Origin of the sequence: uncultured Flavonifractor sp., from assembly GCF_944385615.1 — a bacterium.
Taxonomy (GTDB): domain Bacteria; phylum Bacillota; class Clostridia; order Oscillospirales; family Oscillospiraceae; genus Flavonifractor.
Genome location: NZ_CALWXV010000010.1, coordinates 1 through 16,789 on the forward strand (window position 1 = coordinate 1; position 16,789 = coordinate 16,789).

Sequence of the window (16,789 nt, forward strand, 5' to 3'; positions counted from 1 at the left end):
TCCTCGTTCCACCACTCGGAGGAAGCGGCGTCGATGGCGATCATGAAGTCCTCGCCGGGCTTGAAGCCGGCCTCCTCAATGGCCTTCACGATGACCTTCAGAGCGTCCTCATCCTTCTTCAGGTTGGGAGCGTAACCGCCCTCGTCGCCCACGCCGGCGGCGGGAGTACCGTTTTCCTTCAGGGTCTTCTTCAGGGTGTGGAACACCTCGGCGCACATACGCAGAGCCTCGCGGAAGCAGCAGGCGCCCACGGGCATAATCATGAACTCCTGGATCTCCACGTTGTTGGTGGCGTGAGCGCCGCCGTTGAGGATGTTCATCATGGGCACGGGCAGGGTCTTGGCGTTGACGCCGCCGATATAGTTGTACAGGCTGGTGCCCAGGCTCTCAGCGGCAGCCTTGGCGCAGGCCAGGGAGGCGCCCAGGATGGCGTTGGCGCCCAGCTTGGTCTTGTTGGGGGTGCCGTCCAGAGCGATGAGGGCCTTGTCGATGGCGGTCTGATCCAGCACGTTCATGCCCACCAGGCACTCGGCGATCTCGGTGTTGACGTTCTTCACAGCGGTGAGGACACCCTTGCCCATGTAACGGCTCTTGTCGCCGTCGCGGAGCTCACAGGCCTCATAGATACCAGTGGAAGCGCCGGAGGGCACAGCGGCGCGGCCCACGGTGCCGTCTTCCAGATAGATCTCCACCTCAACGGTGGGGTTGCCACGGCTGTCCAGGATCTCACGGCCCAGCACGTCAACGATCTCGATGATCTGCTTCATGGTAGAAAACTCCTTTCGTATTGGCGGCGGGAAAATCCCGCCATACAGGGGAATTGAATTGTGGGGGGCGGACATACAGTCCGCCGGAACAATATATTTGGTACGGCGGAATTCCGCCGGATACCGCTTAGTTCAGAATCAGCGTCTCCCCGTCCATCTCAGCGGGCTTTTCCAGGCACCCCACGCGGCAGGCCGCGCGGGGACCCCGTTCTTTTTTATCTGCTCGGGGCAACTGAATTGCCCCGGCATCAAGGTTTTGACCTTTGGCCAAAACGCTTGGACGGCGCAAGCGCCGCCCGCCTTCGGCGGAGATGAGCCTGGAAAATCCCTTAATTCAGAATCAGCGTCTCCCCATCCATCTCCGCGGGCTTTTCCAGGCCCATCAGATCCAGCATGGTGGGGGCGATGTCGGCCAGACGGCCGTCCCGCAGCTTCACATCGGCGCCCACAATATAGAAGGGCACCAGGTTGGTGGTGTGGGCGGTGTAGGGAGTGGTCCCGTCGTCGTCCAGCATCCGGTCGGCGTTGCCGTGGTCGGCGGTGATGAGAGACACGCCGCCCATCTTGGTGGTGGCCTCCACCACCTTGCCAACACCGGTGTCCACGGCCTCCACGGCCTTTACAGCGGCGTCAAACACGCCGGTGTGGCCCACCATATCACAGTTGGCAAAGTTGAGGATGATTACGTCATACTTGCCGCTCTCGATGCGCTTGACTGCCTCCTCGGTGACCTCGGGGGCGCTCATCTCGGGCTGCAAATCGTAGGTAGCCACCTTGGGAGAGGGGATCAGGCACCGGTCCTCACCGGGGAAGACCTGCTCGGCGCCGCCGTTGAAGAAGAAGGTCACATGGGCGTACTTCTCGGTCTCGGCGATGCGCAGCTGGGTGTAGCCCTGGCGGGCGATATACTCGCCAAAGATGTTCTCCAGCTCCCGATGGGGGAAGGCGATGAGCACGTTGGGCATGGTGGCGTCATACTCGGTGGTACACACATAGGTGACGGGGAAATAGCCCTTCTTCCGCTCCACGTCGGTGAAAGCGGGGTCCACAAAGCACCGGGTGATCTCCCGGGCCCGGTCGGGGCGGAAGTTCATGAAAATGATGGAGTCGCCCTCCTTCACCTTGCCCTCCTTGGTGCATACCACGGGCTCCACAAACTCGTCGGTGACCCCGGCGTCGTAGGATTTCTGAACGGCGTCCACCGGGTCGGGGTTCTCGGTGCCCACGCCCAGGACAATGGCGTCATAGGCCCGCTGCAAACGGTCCCAGCGCTTGTCCCGGTCCATGGCGTAGAAGCGGCCCATGACGGTGGCCACCTGGCCCACGCCCAGCTCCTTGCACTTGTTCACCAGCTGCTGGACATAGTCCTTGCCGGAGGAGGGGGGCACATCGCGGCCGTCCAGGAAGCAGTGGACGAACACCTTGTGCAGGCCCCGCTTCTTGGCCATCTCCAGCAGGGCAAAGATGTGGGTGATATGGCTGTGGACGCCGCCGTCGCTCAGCAGGCCGAACACGTGCAGCGCGCCGTCCCGCTCCTTGCAGTCGTCCATGGCCTCAATATAGGCCTCATTCTCAAAGAAACTGCCGTCCTGGATGGACTTGGTGATCCGGGGCAGGTCCTGGAACACCACCCGGCCCGCGCCGATGTTGGTGTGACCCACCTCAGAGTTGCCCATCTGGCCCTCGGGCAGGCCCACGTCCATGCCGGAGGCCGCCAGCTTGCAGCCGGGATTCTCGGCAAAGATCTTGTCCAGGTTGGGGGTGTGGGCTGCGGCGATGGCGTTGCCGGTCTTGTCGTCCCGCAGGCCAAAGCCGTCCATAATAATGAGTGTGGTCGGTGTTTTACTCATAGTTTACCTCTGTTCTCTGTTCTGAAAGCTGGCAAAGCGCTTCAATGCGCCTGATGTCACGCTTCTTATTCCTGATTCGCGGCGTTGATGATCTCCACAAAATCGGGAGCCTTCAGGGAAGCGCCGCCAATCAGGCCGCCGTCCACGTCGGGCTGAGCCAGCAGCTCCTGAGCGTTCTTGGCGTTCATGGAGCCGCCGTACTGGATAGTGACGGAGCGGGCCACGCGGGCGCCGTACAGCTTGCGAATAACGGCGCGGATGGCCTCGCACACCTCGTTGGCCTGCTCGGCAGTGGCGGTCTTGCCGGTGCCGATGGCCCAGATGGGCTCATAGGCGATGACCACATGGCGCATCTTGTCGGCGGGCACGCCGGACAGAGCGGCCTTCACCTGGTAAGAAATCAGGTCCATGGTGACCCCCAGCTCCCGCTGCTCCAGGCTCTCGCCCACACACACGATGGGATACAGGCCAGCCTCCAGGGCGGCGTGGACCTTCTTGTTGACGGTGAAGTCGGTCTCATTGTAGTACTGACGGCGCTCGGAGTGGCCGATGATGACGTACTTCACGCCGATCTCCTTGAGCATCTCAGGAGAAACCTCGCCGGTAAAAGCGCCGTGAGACTCATAGTGGCAGGTCTCAGCGCCGATGGCCACGCGGCTCTCCTTGAACAGGCGCACAGCAGCCTGGAGGTTCACGGAGGGCACGCACAGCACCACCTCACACCACTTGGGCTTGCCGATCAGGGGCTTGAGCTCCTCGGCAAAAGCCTTGGTCTCGGAGAGGGTCTTGTTCATCTTCCAGTTGCCGGCGATAATGGTCTTGCGATATCTTCTGTTCATGGGTAGGCTGGGCCCCTTTCTTCTATTCTTCTCTCTTGGTTTTTGACCCGGATGGGTCTGGCGGGAAAAATTTGCGCTTTATTATCTTTATTACTGTCACGCTGCGGGCCCTCCGCCGCGGCGGATAAGCCCCTCCGGCTTTGCAAGCCGGCCTGCGGCCCCCTCGGGCCTCCGGTCCGTTTGCTCCGCTCCGGGTCTTATCCGCCTGCTGCGGGCCCTCCGCGCTTCTTACTTATCCAGCAGGCAGGCCACGCCGGGCAGCTCCTTGCCCTCCAGGAACTCCAGAGAAGCACCGCCGCCGGTGGAGATGTGAGTCATCTTATCGGCATAGCCCAGCTGCTCCACAGCTGCGGCGGAGTCGCCGCCGCCCACGATGGTGATAGCGCCGGACTCGGCCAGAGCCTTGGCCATGGCCTTGGTGCCCTCGGCAAAGGCGGGGAACTCAAACACGCCCATGGGGCCGTTCCACACCACGGTGCCGGCGCCCTTGACGGCGGCGGAGAAAGCCTCGATGGTCTTAGCGCCAATGTCCATGCCCATCAGGTCGGCGGGGATATCCTCGCCCACGGCCACAGGCTCGGCGTCCTTGGAGAACTCCACGGCGCACAGGTTATCGCAGGGCAGCAGGAAGTTGACGCCCTTGTCCTTGGCCTTCTGCATCATGTCCTTGGCGTAGTCCAGCTTGTCCTCTTCCAGCAGGGACTTGCCGATGGTGTGGCCGTTGGCCTTGGCAAAGGTGTAGCTCATGCCGCCGCCGATGATGATGGTGTCGGCCTTCTCCAGCAGGTTGTTGATGACGTTGATCTTGTCGGACACCTTGGCGCCGCCCAGCACAGCCACGAAGGGGCGCTTGGGGTCGTCCAGAGCCTTGCCCATGATGTCCAGCTCCTTGCCGATCAGGAAGCCGGAGACGGCGGGCAGATAGGCGGCCACACCGGCGGTGGAGGCGTGGGCGCGGTGCACAGTGCCAAAGGCGTCGGATACGTACACCTCAGCCATGTCGGCCAGCTTCTTGGCGAAAGCGGGGTCGTTCTTCTCCTCACCCTTGTCAAAGCGCAGGTTCTCCAGCAGCAGGATCTGGCCGGGCTGAAGGGCAGCGGCCTTGGCCTTGGCGTCGTCGCCCACAATGTCCTTGGCAAAGATGACCTCGCGGCCCAGCAGCTCGCTCAGGCGCTTGGCCACGGGAGCCAGAGTCAGGGACTCCTTCCACTCGCCCTTGGGCTTGCCCAGGTGAGAGCAGGCGATGACGGCGGCGTTCTGCTCCAGCAGGTACTGAATGGTGGGCAGGGCAGCCACGATGCGCTTGTCGTCGGTGATGGCGCCGGTGGACTTGTCCTGGGGCACATTGAAATCGCAGCGGAGGAGGACCTTCTTGCCGGCCACGTCGATGTCTTTCACGGTCTTCTTGTTGTAGTTCATACTATACTAGCTCCTTTCATCTCGCCTTCCCCGGTCAGTCCGGGAAAATCCAGTTGTCGCAGGGCTTCGTACGCTAGGATTGCCGCTGAGTTGGAAAGATTGAGGCACCGGGCCTGGGCCCGGATGGGGATACGGATACACCGGTCGCGATACCGCTGCCGGAATTCCTCCGGCAGACCGGCGGTCTCCTTGCCGAAGATCAGGTAGCACTCGTCCCGGAACTGAGCCTCCGTGTAAGGTCTGGGAGCCTTGGTGGTGGCTAGCCAGATATCCTCGGCGCCGGTCTTTTGAAAAAAGTCCTCCAGATTTTCATAGACCCGCAGATCCACCAGATGCCAGTAGTCCAGGCCGGCCCGTTTGACCGCCTTGTCGCTGATATCAAAGCCAAGCGGCTTGATCAGGTGGAGCCGTATCCCGGTAACCGCGCAGGTACGGGCAATGTTGCCGGTGTTCTGCGGGATTTCCGGTTGATAAAGCACGATATTCAGCATTTTACTCCCTCTTTACACCTCTATCACTGTTCAGCGCAGGCTATTGTACTCCAAAATCTCGGGGATTTCAACCGTAAAAGCGTGAAAAAGCGGTAAAACGTACAGTTTTCTTTGTACAAACCCTGCTTCTTTTCTTTACTGTACTAGAAAACTATGGTATGATGCTCCCAGACACCGGATCAAACGAGGAGGATGAACGCATTGCAGTCCAAACATCAGGTACATCGATTGGTGGTCAAGGTGGGTACCTCCACCCTCACCCGGGACACCGGGAGCCTCAATCTTCAGAATATGGAACATCTGGCCCGGGTGCTCTCCGATCTGGAGGGCATGGGCTATCAGGTGGTGCTGGTGTCCTCCGGCGCCATCGGCATCGGCACCAAAAAGCTGCGGCTGGAGGCCCGGCCCACCGAGCTGCGGATGAAGCAGGCCACCGCCGCCGTGGGCCAGTGCATGATGATGCACATCTATGACAAGCTCTTTGCCGAGTATAACCGGACGGTGGCCCAGATCCTGCTCACCGGTGAGGATGTGGACGCTCCCATCCGCTCGGAGCACCTGCACAACACCTTTGAAGCCCTGCTGGAGCTGGGGGTCATCCCGGTGGTCAACGAGAACGACTCGGTGTCCTCCGCCGAGATCGAGACCGGCCAGTGCAAGGTGCTGGGCGACAACGATACTCTCTCCGCCATCGTGGCCCGGTTGTGCGGCGCTGATCTGCTGGTGCTGCTCAGCGACATCGACGGGCTGTACGACGCTGACCCCCGGACCCATCCCAACGCCAAGCTCATCCACCATGTGGAGGCCATCACCCCCGAGCTGCGGGCCATGGCCGGAGGCGCGGGCACCTGGCGGGGCACCGGCGGCATGGCTACCAAGCTCAACGCCGCCCAGATCGCCCTGGACGCAGGCATCCAGATGGTCATCGCCAACGGGAACAACATCGAATCTCTCTATGATATTGTGGCAGGCAAGGATGTGGGCACCCGCTTTGCAGCCCCTTAAGACTGCCTGCATCACCATTTAAAGGAGTGACTATCATGACACAGCTGGAAATGCAGGGGCTGGCGGCCAAAAATGCCAGCCGGGTACTGTCCATCGCGGGCACCGCCCAAAAAAATGCCGCGCTCGAGGCCATCGCCCAGGCCATGGAACAGCGGACCGATGAGATCCTGGCGGCCAACGGCCGGGATATGGAGGCGGCCAGAGCCGCCAACATGCGCCCCTCTCTTCAGGACCGGCTGGCTCTGGATGCCGGGCGCATCGACGGGATCGTGGACGGCGTGCGGCAGGTGGCCGCCCTGCCCGACCCCATTGGACAGGTCACCCACATGGGCACCCGTCCCAACGGGCTTATCATCGGCAAGCGCCGGGTACCGCTGGGTGTCATCGGCATTATCTACGAGGCCCGGCCCAACGTGACGGTGGACGCCGCCGCCCTGTGCCTGAAGTCGGGCAACACCGTTATCCTCCGGGGCGGCAAGGAGGCCTTTGCGTCCAATCTGGCCTTTGTCTCCATCATGCGGGACGCCCTGGAATCCGCCGGTCTGCCCCGGGACTGTGTGGCCCTGGTCACCGACACCAGCCGGGAGAGCGCTACGGAGCTGATGAATCTGACAGAATATCTGGACGTGCTCATCCCCCGGGGGGGCGCGGGACTCATCAAGAGCGTGGTGGAAAACGCCAAGGTGCCGGTAATCCAGACCGGCGTGGGCGTGTGCCATGTGTACGTCCACGGGGAGGCCGATCTGGACATGGCCGCCCGCATCATCCACAACGCCAAAACCTCCCGGCCCTCGGTGTGCAACGCCGCAGAGTGCCTGCTGGTGGACCGGGCCATCGCCCGTGAGTTTCTGCCCATGGCCTGGCAGCTGCTCCAGACCAAGCAGGTAGAGCTGCGGGGCTGCCCTGAGACCCGGGCCATTCTGGGGGACTTTGTCAAGCCCGCCCAGGAGGTGGACTGGGATACGGAATTTGGCGACTATATCCTGGCCGTCAAGGTGGTGGGCGGCTTTGAGGAGGCGGTGGAATTCATCCACGCCCACGGCACCGGCCACTCCGAGGCCATTGTCACCAACAACTATTTTGCCGCCCAGCAGTTTTTGGACCAGGTGGACGCAGCGGCGGTGTACGTCAACGCCTCCACCCGGTTTACCGACGGCAACGAGTTCGGCCTGGGGGCGGAGATCGGCATTTCCACTCAGAAGATGCACGCCCGGGGTCCCATGGGGCTGGAGGAGCTGACCTCCAGCAAATTTGTGATTTACGGCACCGGCCAGATCCGCTGAGCATAGCATGGAGCGGCCCCATACAAGGTTCATCTTACATACGGCGGGCAGGTGTGCCCGCCGTATGAATTTGTAGGGGGTGCTTCCATGCTGGAACGCCAGATTATGCCGGAGGGCGGCGTGGTATATTGCGACCTGGGCGCCCTCCAGCCCGGCGGCGGGCAGATCATCGACTGCTCCCTGGTCCTGACCGGGGTGCTGCCCGAGCGGCGGGTGGCTTTGGCCGCCGAGCTGATGGACGGAGACACCTGTCTGGGGGCGCGGCTCTTTACCGTCCCGCCCCACCACCAGCCAGCCGCCGCCGATGTAACGCTCACCGGCCTGCGCTTTTACCTGCCGGAGGGGGTCAGCCATCCCCTCACCCTGCGGGCCGATGCCCACTATATAGACCGGAACGAGCGCTGTCTTTTCGTTCCATCAAGTGGCTAATTGCCACTTGATGGAGAAGAATGCAGCCCGCCGCGCGCATAATTTATCCGCCGCTAGCGGATAAATTCCACACTTGCGGGCTGAGAAGTGTTTTCCGCGACGCGCATGTCGCCGCGGAAAACTGATTTATTTGATTTGCGCCTGTAGGCGCAAACTCTGCGAGGCTTTCTTAACAAGCTGACAGGGGCCGCTGCCAATGGCAGCGGCCCCATCGTTTATTGCTCCTCCAAAACCTGGAAAATATAGAATTTCAGATACAGGGACTGGTCCGCCCCCCACAGCACCGGGTGGTCGGCGGCCTGGGTGCGGTACTCCACCTGCCGCAGGCGGCGTCGGGCATCCCGGGCGGCCTCCCCGATGGTCTTGGTGAACAGCTCCGGCGTCATGAAGTGGGAGCAGGAGCAAGTGGCCAGATAGCCGCCGTTTTTCACCAGGCGTATGCCCCGCAGGTTGATCTCCCGGTAGCCGGTCACCGCCTTTTTTACCGAGGCTCTGGACTTGGTAAAGGCAGGCGGGTCCAAAATCACCAGGTCGAATCGCTCCCCCTGCTTTTCCAGGGCGGGCAGCAGTTCAAACACATCATGGCACTCAAACCGCACACGGTCGCTCATGCCGTTGAGCTGGGCGTTCCGGGTGGCCTGATCCACCCCCAGCTGGGAGGCGTCCACACCCAGCACCTCTCTGGCGCCGCCTTTGGCGGCGTTGAGGGCAAAGGCTCCGGTGTGGGTAAAGCAGTCCAGCACCCGACCGTTTTTTGCCAAAGGCTGGATGGCCAGCCGGTTATACTTCTGGTCCAGGAAGAAGCCGGTCTTTTGCCCCTCGGCCACGTCCACCAGGTAGCGGACCCCGTTTTCCACGATCTCCACCACCGGGTCAAAGGGCTGGGACAAGAAGCCCTTCACCCGCTCCATGCCCTCCTTCAGGCGCACCTTGGCATCACTGCGCTCGTACACCCCCCGGATGGTCACGCCGTCCTCGGCCAGCACCTTCACCAGCAGGTCCACAATGGGTTTCTTCAGCTTGTCAATGCCCAGGGCCAGGGACTCCACCACCAGCACGTCGGCAAACTTGTCCACCACCAGACCAGGCAGGAAGTCGGCCTCTCCGAAGATAACCCGGCAGGAGGAGGTGTCCACCGTGTCCTTGCGGTACTGCCAGGCAGCCCGGACCCTCCCTTCCAGAAACGCCTCGTCGATGACGGTATCCGCCTTGCGGGACAGGACCCGCACCGCGATAGTGGAAGCACGGTTGAGAAAGCCCACACCCAGCGGGTAACCATTGTAATCCTCAATGCGGACAATGCCGCCGTCGGCGGGATCGCCCAAGATCTCACCGATTTCATTGTCATAGATCCAGGGGCCGCCCGCCTTGAAGGACCGGCCCTCTCCCCGCTTCAGGCGGATGGCTGCGTCTGTCATTTTCCAATCTCTCCTTATACGCCGTGCTTCACCCGGTCGCGCTCCTCGGCCCGCTTGGCGTTGTTGAAGCGGTCCAGGGTGCCTACCAGGTAACCGGTGATCCGGCGGATGCGCTCAAAGGGCACCCCGTCGGCCTCGGTGCGGCCGCAGCCGGGGCAGCGGTCCCCAATGATGCCGGAGAAGCCGCACACCGGGTCCCGGTCCACCGGGTGGTTGACCGAGCCGTAGCCAATGCCGCTCTCCTTCATGCAGCGGATGACCTTTTCAAAGGCCTCCAGGTTGTCGGTGGGGTCGCCGTCCATCTCGATGTAGCTGATATGTCCGGCGTTGGTAAGGGCGTGATAAGGGGCCTCGATCTGGATCTTGTCGTAGGCCGAGATAGGGTAATACACCGGCACATGGAAGGAATTGGTGTAATAATCCCGGTCGGTGATCCCCTCCAGCTCCCCGAAGCGGGCCTTGTCCATGCGCACAAAGCGGCCGGACAGCCCCTCGGCAGGGGTAGCCAGCAGGGAGAAGTTGAGCCCCCGCTTTTCGCTCTCCTGATCCATCCGGGCCCTCATGTGGGAGATGATCTCCAGGCCCAGCACCTGGGCCTTCTCACTCTCTCCGTGGTGGACCCCGATAAGGGCCTTCAGTGTCTCAGCCAGGCCGATAAAGCCCACCGACAGGGTGCCGTGCTTGAGCACCTCCCGCACCTCGTCCTCCCAGTCCAGCTTGTCGCTGTCCAGCCACACCCCCTGGCCCATGAGGAAGGGGAAGTTGTACACATGCTTGCGGCACTGGATCTCAAACCGCTCCAGCAGCTGGTCCACGCACAGGTCCATCATCCGGTCCAGGGACTCGAAGAAGGTGTTCAGGTCCCCCTTGGCCTTGATGGCCAGCCGGGGCAGGTTGATGGTGGTAAAGGACAGGTTGCCCCGGCCGTTGCAGATCTCCCGGCTGGGGTCGTACACGTTGCCGATAACCCGGGTGCGGCAGCCCATGTAGGCGATCTCGGTCTCAGGGTGGCCGGGCTTGTAGTATTGCAGGTTGAAGGGGGCGTCGATAAAGGAGAAATTGGGGAACAGCCGCTTGGCGGAGCACCGCATGGCCAGCTGGAACAGGTCATAGTTGGGCTCGCCGGGGTTGTAGTTGATCCCCTCCTTCACCCGGAAAATCTGAATGGGGAAAATGGGGGTCTCTCCCCCGCCCAGGCCGGCCTCGGTAGCCAGCATCACATTTTTCATCACCATACGGCCCTCGGGAGAGGTATCCATGCCGTAGTTGATGGAGGAGAACGGGGTCTGGGCCCCGGCCCGGGAGTGCATGGTGTTCAGGTTGTGGATCAGGGCCTCCATGGCCTGATAGGTGGCCCGGTCGGTCTCCTTCACCGCCCGCTGCTGGGCAAATTTCTGGGCCTTCTCCACGGTGGCCTCGTCCCCGAACTGGGGCACCAGAGCGGCCCGCTCGGCGGCAAAATAGGCCTCATCCCCCGCCAATACAGGGCACAGGCCGTTCTCCCGCTCCAGCTTGGCCATGATCTCCTTCAGCACCCCCTCAGGGTCGCTCTCATCCTCCAGCAGCATAAGGGCACGGGCCAGGTTCTGCCGGTACACCCGCTTGAAGGTCTTGCGCACCCCGTCGGACATTCCGTAGTCAAAGTTCACCACGCTCTGGCCGCCATGCTGGTCATTCTGGTTGGACTGGATGGCGATGCAGCACAGGGCGGCATAGGAGGCAATGTCGTTGGGCTCCCGCAGGGTGCCATGGCCGGTGGAAAAGCCCCCCTCAAACAGCTTCTTGATGTCGATCTGACAGCAGGTGGTGGTGAGGGTCAGAAAGTCCAGGTCGTGGATGTGGATATCCCCCTCCCGGTGGGCCCGGGCGTGGTCGGGGTTGAGGACGAACATATCGTAAAACTGCTTGGCTCCCTCAGAGCCGAACTTCAGCATGGAGCCCATGGCGGTGTCGCCGTCGATGTTGGCGTTCTCCCGCTTGATGTCGGAGTCCTTGGCCGCGGAGAAGGTAATGTCCTCGTAGGTCTTCATCAGGCGGGTGTTCATCTCTCTGGCCCGGCTGCGCTCCTCCCGATAGAGGATATAGGCCCGGGCGGTCTGGATATAGCCGTTGTCCATCAGCACCCGCTCCACCAGATCCTGGATATGCTCCACGTCGGGCTGCTTCTCCCCCTCCACCTCCAGGATGGAGAGCACCTCATCGGCCAGCCGTCTGGCCTCTACCTCCTTGCCCGGCTTGTAGGTGGCCTGGAAGGCCTTGTCAATGGCTCCGGCGATCTTGTCCTCGTTGAAGTCCGCCAGCCGGCCGTCCCGCTTTCTGATCTTGGTGAGTGTCATTGCGATCCGTTCCTTTCCGTCTCCGCTGATGCAGGTCATGCCTGTTCGTCCTAATTCGACACAATATCTTGTGTTTTTCTTTTTTGCGCAACATCCATGATACCGTATCTTGATATCCCCGTCAAGGCACAAAACAAAAAGCCCGTCCCAAAAAGGGGACGTGCTTTTTGTCTGTTTCGCTGATTTTCTCTCTTGTTCCGGCCGGTCCTTGACAGAGGCCCTTACAGCAGGACCAGCCCATACCGGGCCGCCATTTTCTGGAGAAATTCCTCCTCCAGATCCCCGGTGCCGTCCCAGAAGGCCCGGCCCTGGTAGAGCCGCAGGGCCTGCTCCAGCAGCTCGGGCACGTCGGACCACAGGCACAAAGCGTCCTTTACCACATACTGATTTTCGGCAAAGATATCCAGATCGTCTTCCTCCAGGATGGCGATCTTCAGCGCCCCCTGGGGGGACTGCTCCTCCGCCTCCAGAATGTCCTCCATCAGATCAGGGGTACACTCAATGGTTTCCCCCACGTCCACATCGGGGGTAATAAAGCGGGCCTCCTTCTCGCTGGCGCAGGGGATCACGTCAGGGTCCCGCTCCACCGGCGGAAAGGCCCCGAAATCCACCTGGCCTACCGCCCGGGCCAGGGCGGCAATATGGCCCTCCGTGGTGCCGCAGCAACCGCCAAAAATACGGGCACCGGCGGCGGCATATCGGGGGGCAAAAGCCGCCAGCTCCTCCGGGGCGCAGCAGGCCCCGGGCAGCCCGGCGGAGGGCTTGGCAATCAGAGGTATGGACGCATAGGGGGCCAGCCGTTCCAGCTGCTCCGCCGTGTCGGCGGGGCTGGTGCAGTTGAGGCCAAAGGCAGAGGCCCCCATGCCCTGCATGACGATGAGGGCGGCCAGCACATCGGTACCCACCCCGGGGGTACGGCCCTCGTCGTCGCAGACAAAGCTCACCCATACCGGCTTAGAGGACACACTCTTACAGGCCAGCACCGCCGCCCGAGCCTCCGCCATGTTGGTCATAGTCTCCACTAGGAACAGGTCCACCCCGGCAGTTTCCAACGCTGCGGCCTGCTCGGTGTATACCGCCACCAGCTCCTCAAAGCTGCTCTCGCCAAAGGGGGCCAGCGCCAGCCCGGTGGGGGCCAGATCTCCCGCCACCAGCACGCCCTCTCCGGCGGCCTGCCGGGTGAGTTCCACCAGACGGCGGTTATATTCTCCCACCTGCCCGGTGATCCCGCTGCGCTCCAGACTGGCCCGGTTGGCGCCGAAGGTGGGGGCCAGCAGGACCCGGCTGCCTGCCCGCACATAGCCCCGCTGTACCTCCAGCAGCACCTGGGGGTGCTCCAGCACCCACTGCTCGGTACAGACTCCGGCGGGCATACCCCGCTTGCGCAGCTCAGTGCCGGTGGCGCCGTCCATCAAAATGGGCAGAGAGATGGGAATGGTGTCCATAATTGCGTTGTTCCTCCTGCATTGCACATTTGGGTGCTATTATAGCACAGTCTCTTACCGCAATGCAACCCCGCCCGGAGGGCGTAAAAGAGACCTGCCGCCCTATACGGCAGGTCTCTGGAAACAGCTTGGCTCAGCCCGCGCCAAGGCGCTTGGTGGCGGTGTGGTAGATGGGCTTCCACTCTACCTTCTTCACCAGGGCGGCAATGGAAATGGGGATGTATGTAAACATAAAGATGGGGAAGGTAAACACATAGCCCAGCTTCCGCAGAGGAGATGTGCTGATATGCTTCCACTCGGAGAGGACGGTCAGCATACCATAGCAGAACAGTCCCACATAGAAGTTCCACAGGGCGGAGAACATAAAGCCCACGGTCACGTCAATGACCCGGGCGGCCAGATAAGCAGGCTGGGTCATGCAGGTGGCCAGGATGATGCCGTTGAAGAGGATCATCACCAGGGTAAGCAGCATACCGGGGGCCACGGTAACAAACATATCATAGCAGGAGGTACCCAGCCGGCCGGGCCGGAAGCAGCCCTTCAGCAGGGGAGCGGTATACTCCCGGTCCACCTGATAGAAGCCCTTGGACCACCGCAGCCGCTGGTCCCAGGACTGGCGGAAAGTGGTGGGCTGCTCGTCATACACCACGGCGGTGTCACAGTAGCCGATCTTCCGGCCCTGAATGGCGCAGTCCACGGAGAACTGAATGTCCTCGGTCAGCAGGTGGAAGGGCCAGCCGCCGTTGTCCCGGATCACCTGGGCAGACACCAGGAAGCCGGTACCCGACACATGGCAGTTGGTGCCCAGCAGGGTGCGGGGGAAGTTGAGGAAGCGGGCCTCCCGCAAAAACCAGATGGAATAGCCGGCAGAGATCCAGTTATCCCCGAAATTCTTGGAGTTGCGGTAACAGGTGATGGCGTCATACCCCTTGTCAAAGGTACGGTTCATCTCGGACACAAAGTTGGGGTCCACCAGATTGTCGGCGTCAAAGACAAAATAGGCGTCGTAGACGTCTTTGCCCTCCTCCTCCAGCCGGTGGAAGAGGTAATCCATGGCATAGCCCTTGCCCTTTTTGTGCTGGTCAAAGCGCTCGTATACAAAAGCGCCGGCCTTGCGGGCCACACCGGCGGTATCATCGGTACAGTTGTCGGCTACCACATACAGATCCAGCAGTTCTTTGGGATAGTTTTGTTTGTTCAGACTGTCCAACAGTTCTCCGATGACCGCCGCCTCATTGCGGGCGGATACGATGGCGGCAAACCGGTGGAGCGTTTGGGGCTGATGGCTGTCTTTCCAGCGCCGGCGTACCAGACCTACTACCACATAAAAGCCTTGGTACAAATAGAGCAGGGTGAAGAGCACCACTACCGCAAAATTCAAATCATTTACAAGTTCCAGTATCATCATTCCAGTAATCCTCCGTCTGTCGATGGCTGAAGGAAACCGCAGTACGTCTGCGTGTATTGCATATCATACCACACCCCGAAAAGATTACAAGAGTGTTACATACCAATTAACAGAAGATTAAGGGAAAGTTTTTATTTCTTTTATACAAATGTAAGATTTCCTCCCTCATCTCTGTAAAAGGATTCCACTGTCACAACTTTCTCCGTTTTTGGAAACATTATATCGTTTTTCTATGTATACATAATATAGAAACTATTTTCTTGAACAGAGAAACAAAAAGCCCCGCCTCTCACAGAAAGGCGGGGCCTGAGGTTGTTTTGTTACATCTTCTCAGGGGCGGTAACGCCGATGAGGGCCAGACAGTTGGCAATGACTGCCCGCACGGTATCGGCCAGCTTGAGCCGGGCGGAAAGCACGTGGGGTTCCTCGCCCTTGATGCGGCAGGCGTTGTAGAACCGGTGGAAATCGCCAGCCAGGGTGATGAGATAGCGGTTGACGTGGGAGGGGTCGTAGTCCCGGGCAGAGATACGGATCACCTCGGGCAGCTGGGACAGGGTCTTGATGAGGGCCTTCTCCTCCGCCGTGGTGAAGAGAGAGGCGTCCACTGCCGCCGCATCGGGCACCTGAGCCCCCTCCTCGGTAAGGCGGCTCACCAGAGAGCAGATCCGGGCGTGGGCGTACTGCACATAGTACACCGGGTTGTCCGAGTCCTGCCGCACCGCCAGGTCCAGGTCAAAGTCCAGAGCAGAGGTGGAAGAGCGGGAGTTAAAGAAGAACCGGGCGGCGTCCACGCTGACCTCGTCCAGCAGGTCCCGCAGGGCGATGGCCTTGCCGGAGCGTTTGGACATACGGACGGGCTGCCCGTCCTGAAGCAGGTTGACCAGCTGCATCAGCACCACAACGAGCCGGTGGGAGCCGTCCAGACCCAGGCCGTCCAGAGCAGCCTGAAGCCGGGCCACGTGGCCGTGGTGGTCGGCGCCCCAGATGTTGATGGCCTTGGAGAAGCCCCGCTTCTCCAGCTTGTTGCGGTGATAGGCGATATCAGCGGCAAAATAGGTGTAGAAGCCATTGGCCCGGCGGAGCACATCGTCCTTCAGGTCCAGCTTGTCCACCTGCTCCTGGGTCTTGCCCTCATTCATAAACTTCTGCTTCAGCAGATCGGTGGTCTTGAGCCACAAGGCTCCGTCCTTCTCATAGGTCCAGCCCTTGTCGGCCAGCATCCCCACCGTCTCGGCCACATAGCCGCTTTCGTGGAGGGTGGACTCCAAAAACCACTCATTATACTCGATCTGGTACCGGCGCAGATCCGCTTTCATCTTGGGAATGTTGACCGACAGGCCGTACTGGGCCATGGCGGCCTGCCGCTCCTCCTCCGGCTTGTCCTTCCAGGAGGGGCCGTGCTGGTCGTAGAAGGCCTGGGCCAGCTCCTTGATGTCGTCCCCGTGGTAGCCGTCCTCAGGGAAGGAGTGATTCTCCTCCCCCAGCACGATCTGGAGATAGCGGGCGTCAATAGACATGGCAAACTTGTGGATCTGGTTGCCTGCGTCGTTGACGTAGAACTCCCGCCACACGTCGTAGCCCGCCCGCTCCAGCACGCTGGCCAGAGCGTCGCCCAGCACGCCGCCCCGGGCGTTGCCGATGTGCATGGGGCCGGTGGGGTTGGCGGAGACAAACTCCACCATCACCTTCTCGCCGTGGCCCTCATCCACCGCGCCGTAGGTGTTCCCCTCGGCCTGGATGTCGGTCAGCACCTCGCCGTACCACTTGCTGCCCAGCGTGAAGTTCAAAAAGCCCGGTCCGGCGATCTCCACCTTATCAAAGAAGGTACCCGCCAGTTCCAGGTTGTCTACAATGGTCTGGGCGATCTGCCGGGGTGCCTTGTGGAGCGCCTTGGCCCCCGCCATGGCAAAGGAGGAGGCGTAGTCCCCATGTGTGGGGTCCTTCGGGATCTCAATGGTGGCCTTGACCTCCGCCCCGGCGGGCAGCAGGCCGGCCGCCGCGGCCTTCTCATAGGCCGCCTGGGTCAGCTGGGCGACCTGCTCCCGGGCCGCCTGGATCATATTGGACATTTCTATCACCTTTTCTTTGATTTCTCAAAA

General features: G+C 61.3%; 12 protein-coding genes and 1 pseudogene. 3 read left to right on the forward strand and 10 right to left on the reverse strand.

What is annotated here, in order from left to right:
- The 5 genes and pseudogenes from eno to Q0J75_RS04400 form a co-directional block, all read right to left on the reverse strand.
- Positions 1-767, reverse strand: a pseudogene (eno, locus tag Q0J75_RS04380) (phosphopyruvate hydratase); the annotation flags it as partial.
- A gap of 329 nt (positions 768-1,096) precedes the next feature.
- Positions 1,097-2,617, reverse strand: coding sequence for a 2,3-bisphosphoglycerate-independent phosphoglycerate mutase (gpmI, locus tag Q0J75_RS04385; protein ID WP_297197204.1), 1,521 nt, complete (start codon positions 2,615-2,617; stop codon positions 1,097-1,099).
- A 65-nt stretch (positions 2,618-2,682) separates the two neighbouring features.
- On the reverse strand, positions 2,683-3,456 hold the full coding sequence (tpiA, locus tag Q0J75_RS04390) for a triose-phosphate isomerase (RefSeq protein WP_297197207.1): 774 nt from the start codon (positions 3,454-3,456) through the stop codon (positions 2,683-2,685).
- A gap of 228 nt (positions 3,457-3,684) precedes the next feature.
- Positions 3,685-4,875 (reverse strand): phosphoglycerate kinase, encoded by a 1,191-nt coding sequence (locus tag Q0J75_RS04395; protein WP_297197210.1) that lies wholly within the window; start codon positions 4,873-4,875, stop codon positions 3,685-3,687.
- Positions 4,872-5,366 carry a tRNA (cytidine(34)-2'-O)-methyltransferase gene (locus Q0J75_RS04400; RefSeq protein WP_297197213.1) on the reverse strand — a complete coding sequence of 165 codons (495 nt, stop codon included), beginning with the start codon at positions 5,364-5,366 and terminating at the stop codon, positions 4,872-4,874. Before Q0J75_RS04400 ends, Q0J75_RS04395 begins: the two co-directional genes overlap by 4 nt.
- 192 nt (positions 5,367-5,558) lie before the next feature.
- On the opposite strand from Q0J75_RS04400, the gene proB reads away from it, so the two are divergent.
- From proB to Q0J75_RS04415, 3 genes are all read left to right on the forward strand, one after another.
- Entirely contained in the window at positions 5,559-6,371 is an 813-nt protein-coding gene (gene proB / locus Q0J75_RS04405; protein WP_297197217.1) for a glutamate 5-kinase, read from the forward strand.
- 35 nt (positions 6,372-6,406) lie between these two features.
- The gene (locus tag Q0J75_RS04410; protein ID WP_297197221.1) at positions 6,407-7,654 is read left to right on the forward strand and encodes a glutamate-5-semialdehyde dehydrogenase; all 1,248 of its coding nucleotides are present in this window, start codon (positions 6,407-6,409) and stop codon (positions 7,652-7,654) included.
- Positions 7,655-7,741: 87 nt separating this feature from the next.
- Complete coding sequence (locus tag Q0J75_RS04415) at positions 7,742-8,083, forward strand: hypothetical protein (RefSeq protein ID WP_297197224.1); 342 nt, start codon at positions 7,742-7,744, stop codon at positions 8,081-8,083.
- 215 nt (positions 8,084-8,298) lie between these two features.
- Here the strand turns inward: Q0J75_RS04415 and Q0J75_RS04420 are convergent, their stop codons facing one another.
- The 5 genes from Q0J75_RS04420 to argS all read right to left on the reverse strand — a co-directional run bounded on the left by Q0J75_RS04420 (position 8,299) and on the right by argS (position 16,759).
- Entirely contained in the window at positions 8,299-9,501 is a 1,203-nt protein-coding gene (locus Q0J75_RS04420; RefSeq protein WP_297197227.1) for a class I SAM-dependent rRNA methyltransferase, read from the reverse strand.
- Positions 9,502-9,515: 14 nt separating this feature from the next.
- Positions 9,516-11,837, reverse strand: coding sequence for an anaerobic ribonucleoside triphosphate reductase (locus Q0J75_RS04425; RefSeq protein ID WP_297197339.1), 2,322 nt, complete (start codon positions 11,835-11,837; stop codon positions 9,516-9,518).
- Between the two features lie 221 nt (positions 11,838-12,058).
- Positions 12,059-13,282, reverse strand: coding sequence for a homocysteine S-methyltransferase family protein (locus Q0J75_RS04430; protein ID WP_297197230.1), 1,224 nt, complete (start codon positions 13,280-13,282; stop codon positions 12,059-12,061).
- Positions 13,283-13,415: 133 nt separating this feature from the next.
- Positions 13,416-14,690 carry a glycosyltransferase family 2 protein gene (locus Q0J75_RS04435; protein ID WP_297197233.1) on the reverse strand — a complete coding sequence of 425 codons (1,275 nt, stop codon included), beginning with the start codon at positions 14,688-14,690 and terminating at the stop codon, positions 13,416-13,418.
- Positions 14,691-15,010: 320 nt separating this feature from the next.
- Positions 15,011-16,759 (reverse strand): arginine--tRNA ligase, encoded by a 1,749-nt coding sequence (gene argS, locus Q0J75_RS04440; RefSeq protein WP_297197236.1) that lies wholly within the window; start codon positions 16,757-16,759, stop codon positions 15,011-15,013.
- Positions 16,760-16,789: the final 30 nt, after the last annotated feature.